Here is a 14,502-nt window from a genome sequence, read left to right as displayed (position 1 = left end):
TAATGCCGGCTCTAGTTTAGGATGACTTCATATCCCCCCCAGGGGGATACGAATCCTCGATAAGCGAACAACTCGTCGCTTTGTTAATTCGAGAAAAGCTCGGCAACCAACTGGGCGCGTGTGTCCTTATGTGAGATTTCTCATGCTGAAAATCTTAGCCAATCGAACCTACCGCCACCTCTTTCTCGCACAAGTGATTGCGCTTGTGGGGACTGGTCTTGCCACTGTCGCATTAGGACTACTGGCGTTCGACCTCGCAGGAGCCCAAGCCGGCGCCGTCCTAGGTACGGCGTTAGCAATCAAGATGACGGCATACATCGGCGTTGCACCGATTGCAGCGGCTTTTGCAGAACGTCTACCGCGTCGGGCAATGCTGGTTTCACTGGATCTTGTGCGAGCACTGGTCGCACTTGCACTGCCGTTTGTAACGGAAATCTGGCAAATCTACGTGCTGATTTTCGTCCTTCAGTCCGCTTCGGCAGCGTTCACTCCGACGTTCCAGGCGACCATTCCAGACATCCTGCCGGATGAGGATGACTACACCCGTGCCTTGTCACTATCGCGTCTGGCCTACGATCTCGAAAGTGTTGCCAGTCCGATGCTCGCCGCTGCACTGCTGACCGTGATCAGCTTTCATAATCTGTTCGCGGGTACGGTCATTGGTTTCCTTGCTTCTGCGGCTCTAGTCGCTACGGTGCTGCTACCCAAAGCGAAACAGGTACCACGACGCAGCATTTATGAACGAACCACCCGTGGTATGCGCATATTCCTAGCTACGCCCCGGTTACGGGGACTGTTGGCGCTCAATCTTACGGTAGCTGCCGCTAGCGCCATGGTGATCGTCAATACAGTAGTTCTGGTGCAGTCGCGCTTCGCTCTGCCTCAGAGTTCCACTGCTTTGGCCCTGGCAGCGTTTGGGGGAGGGTCGATGGTGTCAGCCTTGGTCTTGCCCAGGCTGCTGAAAAACATCAAAGACCGAACTGCCATGCTGTTCGGCGGAGGGATATTGGTCGCGGGTTTAGCGGTTGGCATTAACGTCACCACTTATAACTTGCTTCTACCACTATGGTTGGTGCTTGGGGTTGGCTACTCCCTTGCCCAGACTCCTAGCGGTCGCATCTTGCGTCGCTCAGCACATGCTGAGGATCGTCCAGCATTATTTGCTGCCCAGTTCGCCTTATCCCATGCCTGCTGGTTAATCACTTACCCTCTGGCGGGATGGTTGGGAGCACACTACGGCCTGGCCGCATCGTTCATTGCGCTAGCGGTCTTGGCAGCAGGCTCGCTTATCATGAGTAGCCTCATCTGGCGACCAGCTCATGATCGAGAAATCGTCGAGCACACTCATGATGAACTATCAGACAATCGTGCCCATGTTGACGACACCAACGCAGAAAGGCATGAACACCCGTATGTGATTGATGATCTACATCGTCGGTGGCCACGCTGATGGAGCGAAGAGTTCTCAAGCCTTCGAGTCCAGAGCAAAATTTAGTGATGCATCGACAAGAGCTGTCACATACAACTGGATGATGATCAGAAAATAGGTAAGCGAGAGGCTTTGGGGGATCATGAACCTCACCCGATTGAAACAGTTTTTTTTGATTTTCTTTTGTACCCGCTACATCGCTCGGCACTACCGGCGACTTGCATTGCTGGAAACGTTAGCCCTGGTAGGCGCGAAACGAAAAGTGCGTGCTATACCGGCAAAGTCGGTTGTCGTAGACACGGAGAAATGACACACGCTTATTCTTGAACGGAGGAACCTACACAATTTTGACCAAACGAAAGGACGCGCTTGTTGCGAGGCAGGCCTCCAATCATGTTGAGCACCACATACGAAACCGCTTCCCGCTGCATGCAAGCCTTCTAGCCTGGTGCTGGCTTAACTGGCCGTCATCAGCTTCGACGCAGCGGACATGGCAGTAAGCATTGGCATCAAGCGAATGGTGCTACTCTTTGTACGGTCTATTTGATGGTAGGGGAGGATCAAATTAGAGGGGAATGTGTTTAGGGGGGATCAGTAAGGCCGAGAACTCACGTCTCCATGCTCGAATTCAAACTAGCGCCAACCGGTATATGGCGAGCCGATAGAAACGCACTGTCGGCGTGCATATGAGCAGTCCGCTAACCCTCGGCCTACCACATGCCATGAAAGGATTTGCGATGGAGGCTGATAACGGCGAAATAGGCAGTGAAGCGTAGCCGAGGGGTCATGGTAAAAAATTGCGTTAACGCTTTTGGGGACAGTCGCCCTGCAGGATATATCGAATGGAGTGAAGCTTTCCTTGAGAGTCCTGATAACTCATATAGCTATCGACATTTCCACAATATTTTACTGGTGGGGAAACATGTATAGTCTTGGCAACGTCTAGCTTCATGCCATACACATAATCCTTAACTTCAGGAACTGGTTCGCCGACTTTGCTGGCATAATTCTCGAGCGCAACCTTGTTGGCGCGCTCAACCCTTTCAACGTCTGTCTTCGATTGCGTTTGCGCATTAATAAATTGCGACGCAAAAGCAAGCGCGATAAAAACTGAAATCTTAATAGTCTTCATGTCGTAACCCACACCCTTTAGTTTGAATTTGCCTTAAACCACAAGATTTGAATTAGAAAGCGCCCAAAGGGCGCTAGCTTTAACAGTGATCTAGACGGCTGAAAGATCAATCAGCCCCCAATCAAACTTGCACGCAAACATTCATAGCTAAAAATCTATAAAAATAGCGACGTGCAAATTAGATCAAGGCCAAGTTCACAATCAAATTTTGTTCCGTTTACGTCTAGCCCGCTTACAAAGAAACAAGAGGGTATTCTACAATTAGCCTAAACTCATCCAGGTCAGACTCAAATTGAGTCGCGCGTGTATTAGACTGGCGTATGCGGAATGACATATCTTTCATTTTTCCAGTTTGAACTACATATTTTGCTTCGATGTCGCGCTCCCACCTCTTTTGATTCACGAGCGGACTGCCCTCGGCATCACGGCGCATGTAGACACTATTCGCACTCGAGTAGTCAATATCACTACCTCGGCCATAACGCGTCATAAAGCTGAGTCCAGGAACCCCGTACGACTTCATGCTCAGATCATAACGCAGCATCCAAGATTTTTCCTTGGGGGCGTTGAAATCACTATATTGTATTGAGTTGTCCAAGAAAACAGAGTCGGATTGTCGTAAATAGTCGAAGTCGTTTTCGCCATTGTTTCGTTGGTGGGTTAAGGCGAGTGTGTGGCCACCAAACTGAACACCAAAACGCCCGCTCCAAATATTGGTATCAAATTCACCTAATAACTTCTTGCCTTCGTCAACTGCACGATAGTAATTAAAACCACCGATCAACGCGAGATTATCTGTGAGAGCGTAGCTGAGGTTCGTACCGAAATACGTTTGATTCCATACATCCTGAAGTTGGCCAGCATGCAACGCGAAACTTACGTTCTCATTTAGAACGTAGTCACCACCGAAATAGCTCATTCCTGGTGAGTTTACAGGGCCTGCGTAGAAGGTCGCAAAACCATCCCTCATATCGCTTGATACAGGCTGACTCATAGAATGGAGCCGGCCACCTTGCAATGTCAGGCCTTTGATGCTGTTATTGGAAAATATAGTACCTCTAAAAGACTCAGGAAGTAGACGCGAATCACCGTAATACACTACTGGGCTGGTAGGAAACACGTCGCCTACTTTGAGCTCCGTATCAAAGGCGCGAATCTTCGCGGCGCCTCCAATTTTAGTGTACTCATCACGGGCATCCCCGTTACTGTCAACTGGAAGAACATCAAACGAACTTCGCCCACCATTGCGTCCGCCACCAGTGTCCAATTTCAAGCCGATCATGGCGAAAGCATCTAGTCCGAAACCAATCGTCCCTTGGGTGTAACCAGAATTGAATTTCGCAATGAATGCTTGAGCAGTCGCCTCAGAATATCCCGCCCCCCTGGTGCAGTTTCACCATTACGATTATCCCTGTTGAAATAGAATGTTCTGCTGGTAACGGTAAATTTACTACCTTCAACAAAACCTTCTGACTTCTCTGCACTATAGGCGACTGAGCTAAACCCAGCTATTGCCGCTAATACGCCTGTTGAGATCTTGGTTATCCTAGTCATGTCTGCTCCGAAGATTTGGCAGTTTCTTATGATGACGGCCTTTTTTATAATGGTGATTGCAATGACCGCCACTCATTCTGACCTACAAACATAACCTCAAGATGATTGAAGAATTACAAATTTGAAAGAATTCCGGCAGCTGATTGCGCTGCCGGAATGGTGGCTCAACTGTGATCGAGATCCCAGATCCAGTGGGCATCAATCAGGAGGGATAAGTTTGTCTTTAACGTCTCTACTTGTGCCTCTAGGGCCGTTGTGGCTGCCGAAACGGATTGGCGGCGGGCTAAAAGCAATGATTGAAGATCCGCCTCCCCCAACTCATACGCTCGTTGAGTCTGGCTCTTGTTCGTTTCCATCTCCTGAGCTCCGTCCTTGGCAAGCAGATAGCTTTCAAAGGCGCCTTCAGCCAACGCCAGATTTTGTGTAATCAAGGTCGTAAGTTGTCGCTTAACAAGCGCTGAATCGTGCCTAGTAGCGTCTTCCTGCGCCAACGCTTGAGCATAACGCGCACTACGTGACCGGCTAGGTATTGGCATACTCACGCTGACGCCATAGATACGCTCTCTGTTACCCTGCTCAGAGTTCGTAAATACGCCAAATGTGGGGTCGGGTATTTTATCCGCCCGGGCACGTCCGGACAAACCTTCAGCGCGCCTTGCAGTTGCGATGGTGCGCCTCAGCTCATCGCTTTGCTCAATAATTCTCGCCGTCCAGGACTCATCATTTCCAGTAACTTTTACGGGAGCCGGCAGAGCGACTCGCGCTCGCTCAACGCCAGGAAACTTGGTGGTAAGCGCAATCCAAGTCGTAGTTGCCTTCACCTTTGCATCATTACCCGAGCGTAATTGATCGGAGAGCTCTGCCTTAGCGATATTCACGTCAAGCGTAGATGCGTCCCCCGCTCTGTTGCGTTTCTGCACTGCTGCCAGGCTATCTTTAGCCGACTCTACTCCTCTCGCCGCAATATCTCGGGCCTCCTCAGCAGCTTGCCAATCAAGCCAAGCTAACATCAGTTCACGGGCGGCTTCATGCCTAGCTTCACCATAACTAGCCTCCGCAATTTCAAGGGTTGCGGTACTGATATCCGAGTCAGCACTAGACTTTCCAGGGAGCCGTATGGTGCGCTCTACTCCAGCCGTCCACTCGTTATAGTTAGGCCCCCCCTGGACACGACGCTGCTGAGAGGTACCGTTAACTATCCATTCGTAAGGAGATCTTTTAATAATCCCCGCCTCCTGTATAGCCGCATCCAGACTGGCCCGGGCTGACTCTACTCGTGGATCTGCATCCAATAGCTTTGTCGCAATGCTTGCTGGTAAAATTTGAGCAGGTGGCAATGGCATTTCAAAAGACTGAGGCTGAGCCGCTCCACTGGCACCCAGTAGTAATACTAGAAGTAATAACTTTTCCATCACACCAGAACTCCCGAACGGTAAATAGGGGTCGACCAATAGCGAATACCCGAGCTAGTGAAAAGCCTCTCAAATTCACTAATCCAGAGTTCGAAGCGTTCCTCGTCTACCACGACAACGATTTCCGTTTCTTTAGCGCTTCCCATAACCTGCTCCGCAGAGTTCAACATGGAGTTGGATAGTCCATGTACTGAAACCACCCTGCTCGTAAAGACTCCGATGCTAGGATCACAAAGAAAATAGTCAGAAACCTTCTCTTCAAGACTTAGCGGCAAAAGTAGAGTAATTCGCAAGTTAGGCATTGGAGCTCTCCTTTTTCGAATGAGCAAAACGCAAATACAGTATCGGTAAGAGGAGAAGTGTCAATGCCGTAACAGTGATCAAGCCGCCTATCACTACAATAGCCAAAGGGCGTTGAATTTCTGAGCCAGGGCCCGTTGCAAATAGAAGTGGAACCAGTCCAAAAGCAGTAATAGAAGCAGTCATGAGGACTGGTCTTAACCGGCGCCTTGAACCTTGGATGACTACGTCTTTAATAGCCATCCCTTCATGATAGAGCTGATTGAAATAGCTGACCAAGACGATCCCGTTGAGTACCGCGATACCTAACAGTGCGATGAAGCCGACTGAAGCTGGCACTGACAGATATTCGCCAGTAACCCAAAGGGCAACGATACCGCCTACAAGTGCAAAAGGAATATTGCTAAGAATAAGCAGAGCCTGTCTGACGGATCCAAATGTCGAAAACAGCAGCACGAAAATCAAGCCAAGTGCGACTGGAACCACAATAGATAATCTCGCAGCAGCGCGCTGTTGATTCTCGAACTGCCCACCCCAAGTAATTGTGTAACCTTTGGGTAATTCGATATTTTTGGCAACCGAAGCCTTGGCCTCCTCAACAAAACCTACCAGATCCCTGTTACTCACGTTCGCAATTACTACGCCATATCGGCTACCCATTTCACGGTCAATTTTAACGGGGCCGTCCGCACGAACTAACTTGGCGACATCGCGCAGAGGAACAGACATTCCTGAAGGTGTAGTGATAATCAAAGCATCGAACTCCGCCGGTGAGGTACGAACACTTTTATCAGCACGAATCAAGATCGGCGTACGCTGATTGCCCTCGATCACAATGCCAGCTTGCTTACCTTCAATCTGAACTCTAAGTATGTTTTGAATGGTTTCAACATCAAGTCCTAATCGACCTGCTTGCAATCGGTCAATTTCGACTCGCAAGTATTGGACACCGTCATTTTGAACCGTATAAACGTCCTGGCTACCGTTGATTGTCTTCAGTAATTCTTCAATTTGGGTTCCGAGCTTATTGAGTGTGCCAAGGTCTGGGCCATATACCTTCACGGCCAAGTCGCCCCGAACACCAATAATCATTTCAGATACACGCATTTCGATAGGCTGAGTAAAGCTGTATTCGATACCAGGTAAATTATCTAGAACTTTACGAATCTCATTCAGCAAATCTTCCTTAGAGCTCATGCGCCACTGGTCTTTTGGCTTGAGCAGCAAATAGGTGTCAGTCTGATTGAGACCCATAGGATCCAAACCAATCTCATCAGAGCCAGCGCGAGCTACAACTCCTTTTATCTCTGGTATAGCCGTCATCAACGCCATTTGAATCTTTTTATCCAGCTCGGCAGTTTGCTCGAGACTGATGGATGGCAATTTCTCTATACCCACGATCAAGTCCCCTTCATCCATTGTAGGCATAAAGGTTTTACCGACTTGTGTGTACACAATCCCAGCGGCTAAAAGCATAACTGCAGCACCAACAAACACTACTTTTTGCTTCTGCATGCCCCAACTCAAAATCGGGTTATAGAGCCCTAGAAGCTTTCTCGCCAACCAAGGATCTTCATGCTTTACCTCTTTTAAAAAATAAGATGAAAGCACAGGTATAACAGTTAAGGAAAGCAGCAACGACCCTGCCAGTGCAAAAGCAATCGTCAGCGCTACAGGGACGAAAAACTTGCCCTCAAGGCCTTGTAGGGTCATTAGAGGGAGGAAAACAGTAATGATGATCAAGATACCAGAAGTTACAGGAACAGCGACTTCTCGAACGGCTCGGAATATGAGATGAAGCCTTGGAACTTTTCCACGAGACTCATCGGTAGCCAGTCGCTGCACGATGTTTTCAACAACGACCACTGCCGCGTCGACCAGCATCCCGATTGCAATTGCTAACCCCCCCAAGCTCATAAGGTTGGCAGACATATTAAATAGTCGCATAAGGATGAAAGTAATCAGCGCCGCAAGTGGCAGCACGAGCGCAACGGTCAAAGCCGCACGAATGTTCCCCAAAAATAGTGCAAGTAGAATGATGACGAGTACGGTTGCTTCAAGTAAAGCTTTGAAAACAGCACCGACAGCTTTATCTACCAGAGACGAGCGGTCATAGAAACTCGTAATCGATATCCCTGCAGGTAAGGTAGGTGCTAACTCTGCCAATTTGTCCTGCACGCCTTTAACCACCTCACGCGCATTTGAACCAGCAAGGCCTAGTACCAATCCTTGCACTGCTTCATTGGTGCCATTCTGAGTTACTACGCCATAGCGTGTGAGCGTTCCGATCTGTACTCTCGCAATGTCGCTAACTCGAACCGGAGTTCCGGTCGTCGCACTCACCACTATATTTTTTAGATCGTCAAGCGAGTTAATGCTGCCCTCACTTCGCACCAATAATACTTCATCGCCTTCGGCCAAACGTCCTGCACCATCGTTCCGATTATTTATACTTAGAGCATTCGATAGTTGCTCCAGGGTTATTTTATTGGCTGCCATCTTCATAGGGTCAGGAAGCACCTCAAAAGTGCGCACCAAACCACCCAGGGAGTTGACATCGGCAACTCCAGGCACTGTCCGCAGCGCCGGCCTAATTACCCAGTCCAACAAGCTTCGGCGTTCTACCAGCGATAAAGAGTCTCCGTCGACCGTAAACATGAACATTTCCCCTAACGGGGTAGTGATAGGAGCCATGCCACCGGAAATACCCTCCGGTAAACTGTCCGACAGATTTCCGAGTCGCTCAGCAACCTGTTGGCGAGCCCAGAAAATGTCGATGCCATCCTGAAAATCGATGGTGACGTCTACCAGACCATATTTCGTCACTGATCGAAGTGTTTTGGTGTTCGGAATGCCAAGCATCTCAACTTCGACGGGTACTGCGATACGACTCTCTACCTCTTCCGGCGTCATGCCGGGGGCTTTCATAATAATTTTAACTTGAGTGCTTGCAACGTCTGGAAACGCATCAATCGGCAGGCCGCGATAGGCATACCAACCCGCAGCAGAAATCAAAACCGTAACCAAAATTATAAATAATCGTTGGGCCAGAGAAAATTGAATGAGCTTGTTCAAAATCATTCTGCTTCCCCTTCAGCAAGCCAGGCGCCTTTCAGCGCAATCACACCACTGATAGCTACTTGGTCTCGTGGTTGAAAGTCACCTTCAATTCGCACGTATTGGCCTGTACTGGCCATAACTTCGACAGGGCGGACTGAAAAGCCCTGCTCAGTTTTCACAAATACGACTGAGTCTGCCTTATTGCGAGCGATAGCGGACAATGGTAGATCCCAAGTATTTCCTGAAGATGCTACTGGAATATCGACTGAAATATACTCACCAGGCCTCAGCTTACCTTGAACGTTCTCTATTTCTGCTCGCATTATTACAAACTGATTGCCCGACGCTATAATGGGGCTGATGCTTTTAATTTTCCCTGATACATCTTTACCTACAACATTTACAATAGTACCTAAGCTTATATTTTGCGCAGCCGTTGAAGTGGCCTGTATATCTACCCACAGAACCTTGACTTGGGCGATATTCAATAAAGCTGTAGCAGCATCAACTCTCTGGCCGGGCTTCACCGAGATAGACGTGACAATACCGTCTTGAGCCGCCGCCAAAATAATTCCGTCCGAAGGCGAACCCGACTTTATAATTTTATCGGTGTCAGACTTCGAGAGACCTGCAAGTGAAAGTTCTGAGCGCACCTGTGATAGCGTTGCCTCAGCCTCACGTAAGGCTGCCTCCGCTTCTTGCGCCCTCCGTTGAGGAATAATGCCCTCTTCAAAGAGAGTATTTTCGCGGTTGTAGGCTTTTCTAGCGAGGCTTGCTCGAGATGAAGCCTGTAGCAATTCAAGCTGCAATTGGCTCATGGCGGGGCCTGTCAACCGCACCACCGGGTCACCTTTTGTTACAACCTGAAATTCCGAGACGAGAAGCTGCGAAACCATAGCCTGCATCGGTGACGTAACGATCTGTTCTGCGCCGGGAGGTACGACCACCTGAGCAGGGTAACGATTTTTTAGATCTCCAGAGTTACTAAGAACTGGTGCTGTCTGGATTCCCATCGTCTTCATCTGATCGGTGCTTATATTAAGCTGTTCAACCGCCCAGGCTTGACTTCCTAAAAAACAGGAAACCAAAAGCGTGATGTTCCGGCGAAGTTTGAAGCTAGTGGTTTTCGTCATCTTCTTTCCTAATAGCGAAGTTTGGCATGTTTAACCTAGAGGTATTTGGTGATTTGTTTGAACGCTTCCAACGGTGCGCGCTCGCCATTACCCAGTGCCGAAACGGTGTCCTCTAGACAGTGATCAATGTGATCCTGGATGAGCGTCCGCTTGGCTTGGCACACCGCTTTTTCTACAGCATGCAACTGCTGTGCGATGTCCACGCATTGGCGCCCCTCTTCGATCATGGTGATGATGCCTCGCAAATGACCGTCCGCCCGCTTGAGGCGCTTGATGATTGCCTCATGACTTTGGTGAGTGTGGGGATGGCTGTGTTCTTGTTCGTGTTCACTCATGACTTGAGGCTCAGGCTTCAATGAATTATGCTGGCATCCTATCCCCCCTAGGAGGATATAGTCAAACGTAAGAAAGCCCCATTCAACAGGTAGAAAACCGAACTCCATGTTCAGCAGGACACTGACAATAACGGTGGTAATCGCGCTTGCTCTCGCTATGTTGGTGGCTTGGGCCGGGCATACCTATTCGGTATCAGTGACGTCGACACAGCCAGCCTGGGAGATCACACAAGACGCCAATCATTCCCACGGCGAAGAGGCCTCATCCAGCTATTCAAGTCTTTCAGATCACTACCATTCGCCATTGACCCCTGATCATCAGCACGAGACGCCGCAACTCACTGCCGCGTTGATGCTGGCGACATCCCCTATGCTAGCCATCCGGGTCGATGCGCTTCGACACTCTGTTCCGCTGCCGCCGATATTTTTGATCGAGCGTCCACCCCGTCCTGCGTTCGCATCCTGACCATGGCCGCAATGCGGCCCACGATCACTGCAACGTAGGATTAATTCATGCATTCGTACTCAATGAGCGGTGTTGGCGCATTCTCTGCGCCCTCGCATCGCCCGCTATTACTGTTGTTTTTGTTTTTGGCGGCACTTTTCTTCGGCATGCCCGAAGCGATGGCGCATGCCGTCGCTGAAGGTGACAAGGGTTTCATCCAAGAAAGCACCGGAATCATGTTGTTGCCGTTCATCTATATGGGCGCCAAGCACATGATGACGGGCTACGATCACTTGCTGTTCCTGTTCGGAGTAATCTTCTTCCTCTACCGCCTGAAAGACGTGGGCCTCTACGTCACGCTGTTTGCGGTGGGACACTCGGTCACGCTGCTGCTTGGCGTACTTACAGAGGTCAGCATCAGCTCGTACATCATCGACGCCATCATTGGCTTCTCGGTGGTGTACAAGGCGCTCGACAACCTGGGCGCATTCCAGCGCTGGTTCGGTTTCCAACCCAACACCAAAGTGGCCACGCTGATCTTCGGCTTGCTCCACGGTTTTGGTCTGGCGACGAAGATCCAGGAGTACGAGATCTCGCCTGATGGCCTGATTCCGAACCTGATCGCCTTCAATGTTGGCGTTGAGATCGGTCAATTACTGGCCCTCAGCGCGATTCTCATCCTGATGGGGTACTGGCGTCGCACTGGTGGTTTTTGGCGCCACGCCTATACCGCCAACGTCGCCATGATGAGTGCCGGGTTTCTGCTAATGGGTTACCAAATCACCGGCCTGTTTCTCTCCGCGTAAGGAATTCTGACCATGTTTAATACTCCGCTTCCAACTGTTAATGAATTGCCAAGCACTCGCAAACTGGTGCGCTCGACTGTCATTGCACTGCTGACTGCTGTCGGTCTGCTGGTGACTGTTGTCATGCCTTCGGAATACGCCGTTGATCCAACAGGTGTGGGCCGAGCATTAGGGCTAACCCAGATGGGCGAACTGAAGATCATCCTGGCCCAAGAGGCTTTGGCGGATGCAACTCCGCCGCAAGCATCAGCTCCAGCTCCAGCTATGCAGGTCGCGCAAGTCCAGCCTGTTGCGAAACCTGTTGCTCAGCCGGCACCCACGCCAACTTCAGCTTTGAAGACGAATCAAATGAGCGTCACGCTCAAGCCAGGTGAAGGGACGGAAATAAAGCTCGAAGTCTTGAAGGGCAAGTCTGTTAGCTACGAATGGACTGCGGTTGGTGGGCCTGTGAACTTCGATACCCATGGCGAACCCTACAACGGCGAGAAGGGTTACTTCCACAGCTACAGCAAGGGCAAGCAGGTCAAAAGTGACAAGGGTGAATTTACGGCCATTTTTGACGGCACCCATGGTTGGTTTTGGCGTAATCGCAGCAACAACGACGTGACCATTGCACTTAAAACCAACGGCGATTACTTGAGCGTCAAACAGTAATTCAAAACAGCGATGGCTGTCCTGCTGCCGATAATTCAGCGCTCAGCCAGCACCAGACCATTTATTTCATCCAAATTTTGAAGAGTCCTTCCATGAAAATCCCAACCACCCTGTTTCGTTCGATGCTCCTGATCTGCTTCTTCGGCCTGATGACGGCATGCGGCGGTGGTGAGAAAGGAGAAACCTCCGAGTCCGCTGCACACGGACACTCACACGAGTGACACCCTGAATAGAACAAGGCCGCAGTTGCGGCCTTGTTTGTTTCTACATCTCAACCTGCGTACCCAGTTCGATCACTCGGTTCAGCGGCAAGTTGAAATATTTAAGGTTGCTGTTGGCGTTCTTCAGCAGAAAAGCGAACAAGCCTTCTCGCCAACGAGCCATACCGATCCGCTTGGTCGGGATAACGGTCTCGCGGCTAAGGACGTAGGTCGTACGCATCGGACTGAAGTCCAGCTCACTCAAATGACAAACACTCAAGGCTGCGGGTACGTCAGGCTCCTCGATAAAGCCAAAGTGGAGACTGACTCGGAAGAACCCTTCGCCGTAAGCTTCAACCTCAAACCGTCGACCCTGGGCGACAAAGTCCCCATCGTATTACTACCTCAGGAGTGGCTCGCCGGAGCGCTTCCACAGACTCAAAGCGTCAAAGATGCTGCCCTGTATTACTTCCTTCCCCACTGCACTGAAAAGACAAATGAGCCAAACAGCATTGGCCTTTGGCAGCAAGTCTATGAGCGCATGGGACTGAATTTACAGGTTCAAGCGAGCGGGTGCTGCGGCATGTCTGGTACTTATGGGCATGAGACAAAAAACGCCGGTACTTCAGAGGTGATCTACAAGCAGTCTTGGGCGCCGCTCGTGCCCCTGGCCGGTTATTGGCTGACAGATATTCTTGCCGAAGCCAAGTGAAACGGCAAGATGGTGTGACCGTCTAGCATCCCCTGCAGGCGCTGCGCGCTGTTGTCAGGGATAATGCAGCCTGAGCTCATGCGCATCAGTAAACTTTTGCCTGAGACTCAGTAAATGACTCGGCAGTGGGCCCACTTCCGTCTGCTTTTCGGCCCGGACTCATCTCACGAAAAAACGTACGCCGATATTCAGACGGCGACGTGCCAAGATGAACGCCGAATTGCTGCCTCAAAGATAAGGGCGTTCCGAACCCTGCCTCACCCGCCACACACTCAATAGGCAAGTCAGTCGTCTCCAACAGCTCTTGCGCCCTGACAACGCGCTGGGCGTTTAACCATTTTGAGAATGTGCTTCCGGTGGCTTCCCTGAATCGCCGAGTAAATGTGCGCCGACTCATTCTCGCCCTGTCCGCCAGCACGTCGAGCGACAGATCACTCGAAAGGTTCACACGGGCCCACGTTAGAACATCAGACAGATGAGTCTCGCTGGACAGTTGTGGCACAGGATGCTCCACGTACTGAGCTTGGCCGCCCTGCCTGTGCGGCGGCGTCACCAGCATCTTCGCGGTGCGATTCGCCACCCCAGCGCCGAGTCTCTGGCGTACCAGGTGAAGGCAACAGTCGATAGCCGCTACGGTTCCTGCAGAGGTTATGATATTGCCATCACTAACATAAAGCACGTCGGGTCTGAAACGAACGGCGGGAAAACGTTGGGCAAACTTTTCTCGGCCTGCCCAGTGAGTGGTTGCTTCTCTCCCATCCAGTAGCCCTGCATCCCCTAGCACAAACGCGCCCAAGCACAGCCCTACGATGAGCTTACCCTGCGTGTGGGCGAGCTGCAGCGCGTTCACAAGTTGCGCAGATGCAGCGACCGATGGATCAGCCCACGCTGGAATGACGATTACATCAGAGGCCTCCATCAGCTCCAGGCCTTGAGCAACCGCTAAGTCGAGACCTTGGTCGCTAGTAACCATACCCGGCGTCTCTGCGAAGTAATTGACCTCATACTGAGGTTCACCAGGTGCGGACTGCGCCGTCCCCAGCACCATTCCCGGCACGGAAAGATGGAACAGGCTGACGCCGTCAAAAGCCAGAACAGCAACACGTATGGATTGCATCAGTGATCCTCGAGGTAGCTGTGTGGCTTGCATCGAGCGCGCACAGGAATATATGAGCAACGGTCAACGGTGATGCATCGCGTGGGCGGTATAAGCAACTGATCCCGTGGACTCGCGGACAAGGCTGATCGTTTGGCCCGATTATATCGAAATATGTCATTCAGGCCACTGTTGACCTTTATTGCATTGAGCAAGAATTGAGGCATCAATGTA

General features: G+C 50.6%; 11 protein-coding genes and 3 pseudogenes. 5 read left to right on the top strand and 9 right to left on the bottom strand.

Annotated elements, in window-relative coordinates:
• Nucleotides 1-142 precede the first annotated feature (142 nt).
• Nucleotides 143-1,450, top strand: a complete 1,308-nt coding sequence (locus tag ACODSV_RS15755) for an MFS transporter (protein WP_034139959.1) — start codon at nt 143-145, stop codon at nt 1,448-1,450.
• Nucleotides 1,451-2,231: 781 nt separating this feature from the next.
• Here the strand turns inward: ACODSV_RS15755 and ACODSV_RS15750 are convergent.
• From ACODSV_RS15750 to ACODSV_RS15720, 7 genes and pseudogenes are all read right to left on the bottom strand, one after another.
• Nucleotides 2,232-2,561 (bottom strand): DUF2790 domain-containing protein, encoded by a 330-nt coding sequence (locus ACODSV_RS15750; protein WP_033902240.1) that lies wholly within the window; start codon nt 2,559-2,561, stop codon nt 2,232-2,234.
• A gap of 232 nt (nt 2,562-2,793) precedes the next feature.
• Nucleotides 2,794-4,115, bottom strand: a pseudogene (locus ACODSV_RS15745) (OprD family porin).
• A gap of 164 nt (nt 4,116-4,279) precedes the next feature.
• Nucleotides 4,280-5,527: a TolC family protein gene (locus ACODSV_RS15740; protein WP_033902317.1), complete on the bottom strand. Its 1,248-nt coding sequence runs from the start codon at nt 5,525-5,527 to the stop codon at nt 4,280-4,282.
• Nucleotides 5,527-5,829, bottom strand: coding sequence for a DUF3240 family protein (locus ACODSV_RS15735; RefSeq protein WP_033902318.1), 303 nt, complete (start codon nt 5,827-5,829; stop codon nt 5,527-5,529). The genes ACODSV_RS15740 and ACODSV_RS15735 overlap by 1 nt, the downstream gene beginning before the upstream one ends.
• Complete coding sequence (locus ACODSV_RS15730; RefSeq protein WP_186352427.1) at nt 5,822-8,908, bottom strand: efflux RND transporter permease subunit; 3,087 nt, start codon at nt 8,906-8,908, stop codon at nt 5,822-5,824. The genes ACODSV_RS15735 and ACODSV_RS15730 overlap by 8 nt, the downstream gene beginning before the upstream one ends.
• A complete protein-coding gene (locus ACODSV_RS15725) occupies nt 8,905-10,020 on the bottom strand; it encodes an efflux RND transporter periplasmic adaptor subunit (protein WP_051422214.1) in 1,116 nt (371 codons plus the stop codon). The genes ACODSV_RS15730 and ACODSV_RS15725 overlap by 4 nt, the downstream gene beginning before the upstream one ends.
• Before the next feature lie 35 nt (nt 10,021-10,055).
• On the bottom strand, nt 10,056-10,355 hold the full coding sequence (locus tag ACODSV_RS15720) for a metal-sensing transcriptional repressor (RefSeq protein WP_033902319.1): 300 nt from the start codon (nt 10,353-10,355) through the stop codon (nt 10,056-10,058).
• Nucleotides 10,356-10,868: 513 nt separating this feature from the next.
• Here ACODSV_RS15720 and ACODSV_RS15715 point away from each other — a divergent pair.
• The 3 genes from ACODSV_RS15715 (at nt 10,869) to ACODSV_RS15705 (ending at nt 12,481) form a co-directional block, all read left to right on the top strand.
• Complete coding sequence (locus ACODSV_RS15715; protein ID WP_033902320.1) at nt 10,869-11,606, top strand: HupE/UreJ family protein; 738 nt, start codon at nt 10,869-10,871, stop codon at nt 11,604-11,606.
• Nucleotides 11,607-11,618: 12 nt separating this feature from the next.
• Nucleotides 11,619-12,260: a hypothetical protein gene (locus tag ACODSV_RS15710; RefSeq protein ID WP_034139980.1), complete on the top strand. Its 642-nt coding sequence runs from the start codon at nt 11,619-11,621 to the stop codon at nt 12,258-12,260.
• Between the two features lie 92 nt (nt 12,261-12,352).
• Nucleotides 12,353-12,481, top strand: a complete 129-nt coding sequence (locus ACODSV_RS15705) for a hypothetical protein (RefSeq protein ID WP_256675350.1) — start codon at nt 12,353-12,355, stop codon at nt 12,479-12,481.
• 43 nt (nt 12,482-12,524) lie between these two features.
• Here the strand turns inward: ACODSV_RS15705 and ACODSV_RS15700 are convergent.
• Nucleotides 12,525-12,836 (bottom strand): annotated as a pseudogene (locus tag ACODSV_RS15700) (KUP/HAK/KT family potassium transporter); the annotation flags it as partial.
• Between ACODSV_RS15700 and ACODSV_RS15695 the strand changes: the two are divergent.
• Nucleotides 12,831-13,198, top strand: a pseudogene (locus tag ACODSV_RS15695) (hypothetical protein); the annotation flags it as partial. The pseudogenes ACODSV_RS15700 and ACODSV_RS15695 overlap by 6 nt on opposite strands.
• Before the next feature lie 59 nt (nt 13,199-13,257).
• On the opposite strand, the gene ACODSV_RS15690 reads toward ACODSV_RS15695, so the two are convergent.
• Complete coding sequence (locus ACODSV_RS15690; RefSeq protein WP_034139979.1) at nt 13,258-14,289, bottom strand: GlxA family transcriptional regulator; 1,032 nt, start codon at nt 14,287-14,289, stop codon at nt 13,258-13,260.
• Nucleotides 14,290-14,502: the final 213 nt, after the last annotated feature.

It is taken from the genome of Pseudomonas sp. FG86 (assembly GCF_057808775.1).
The sequence above is the reverse complement of the archived record's forward strand: the minus strand, read 5'-3'. Positions and strand labels throughout refer to the sequence as shown.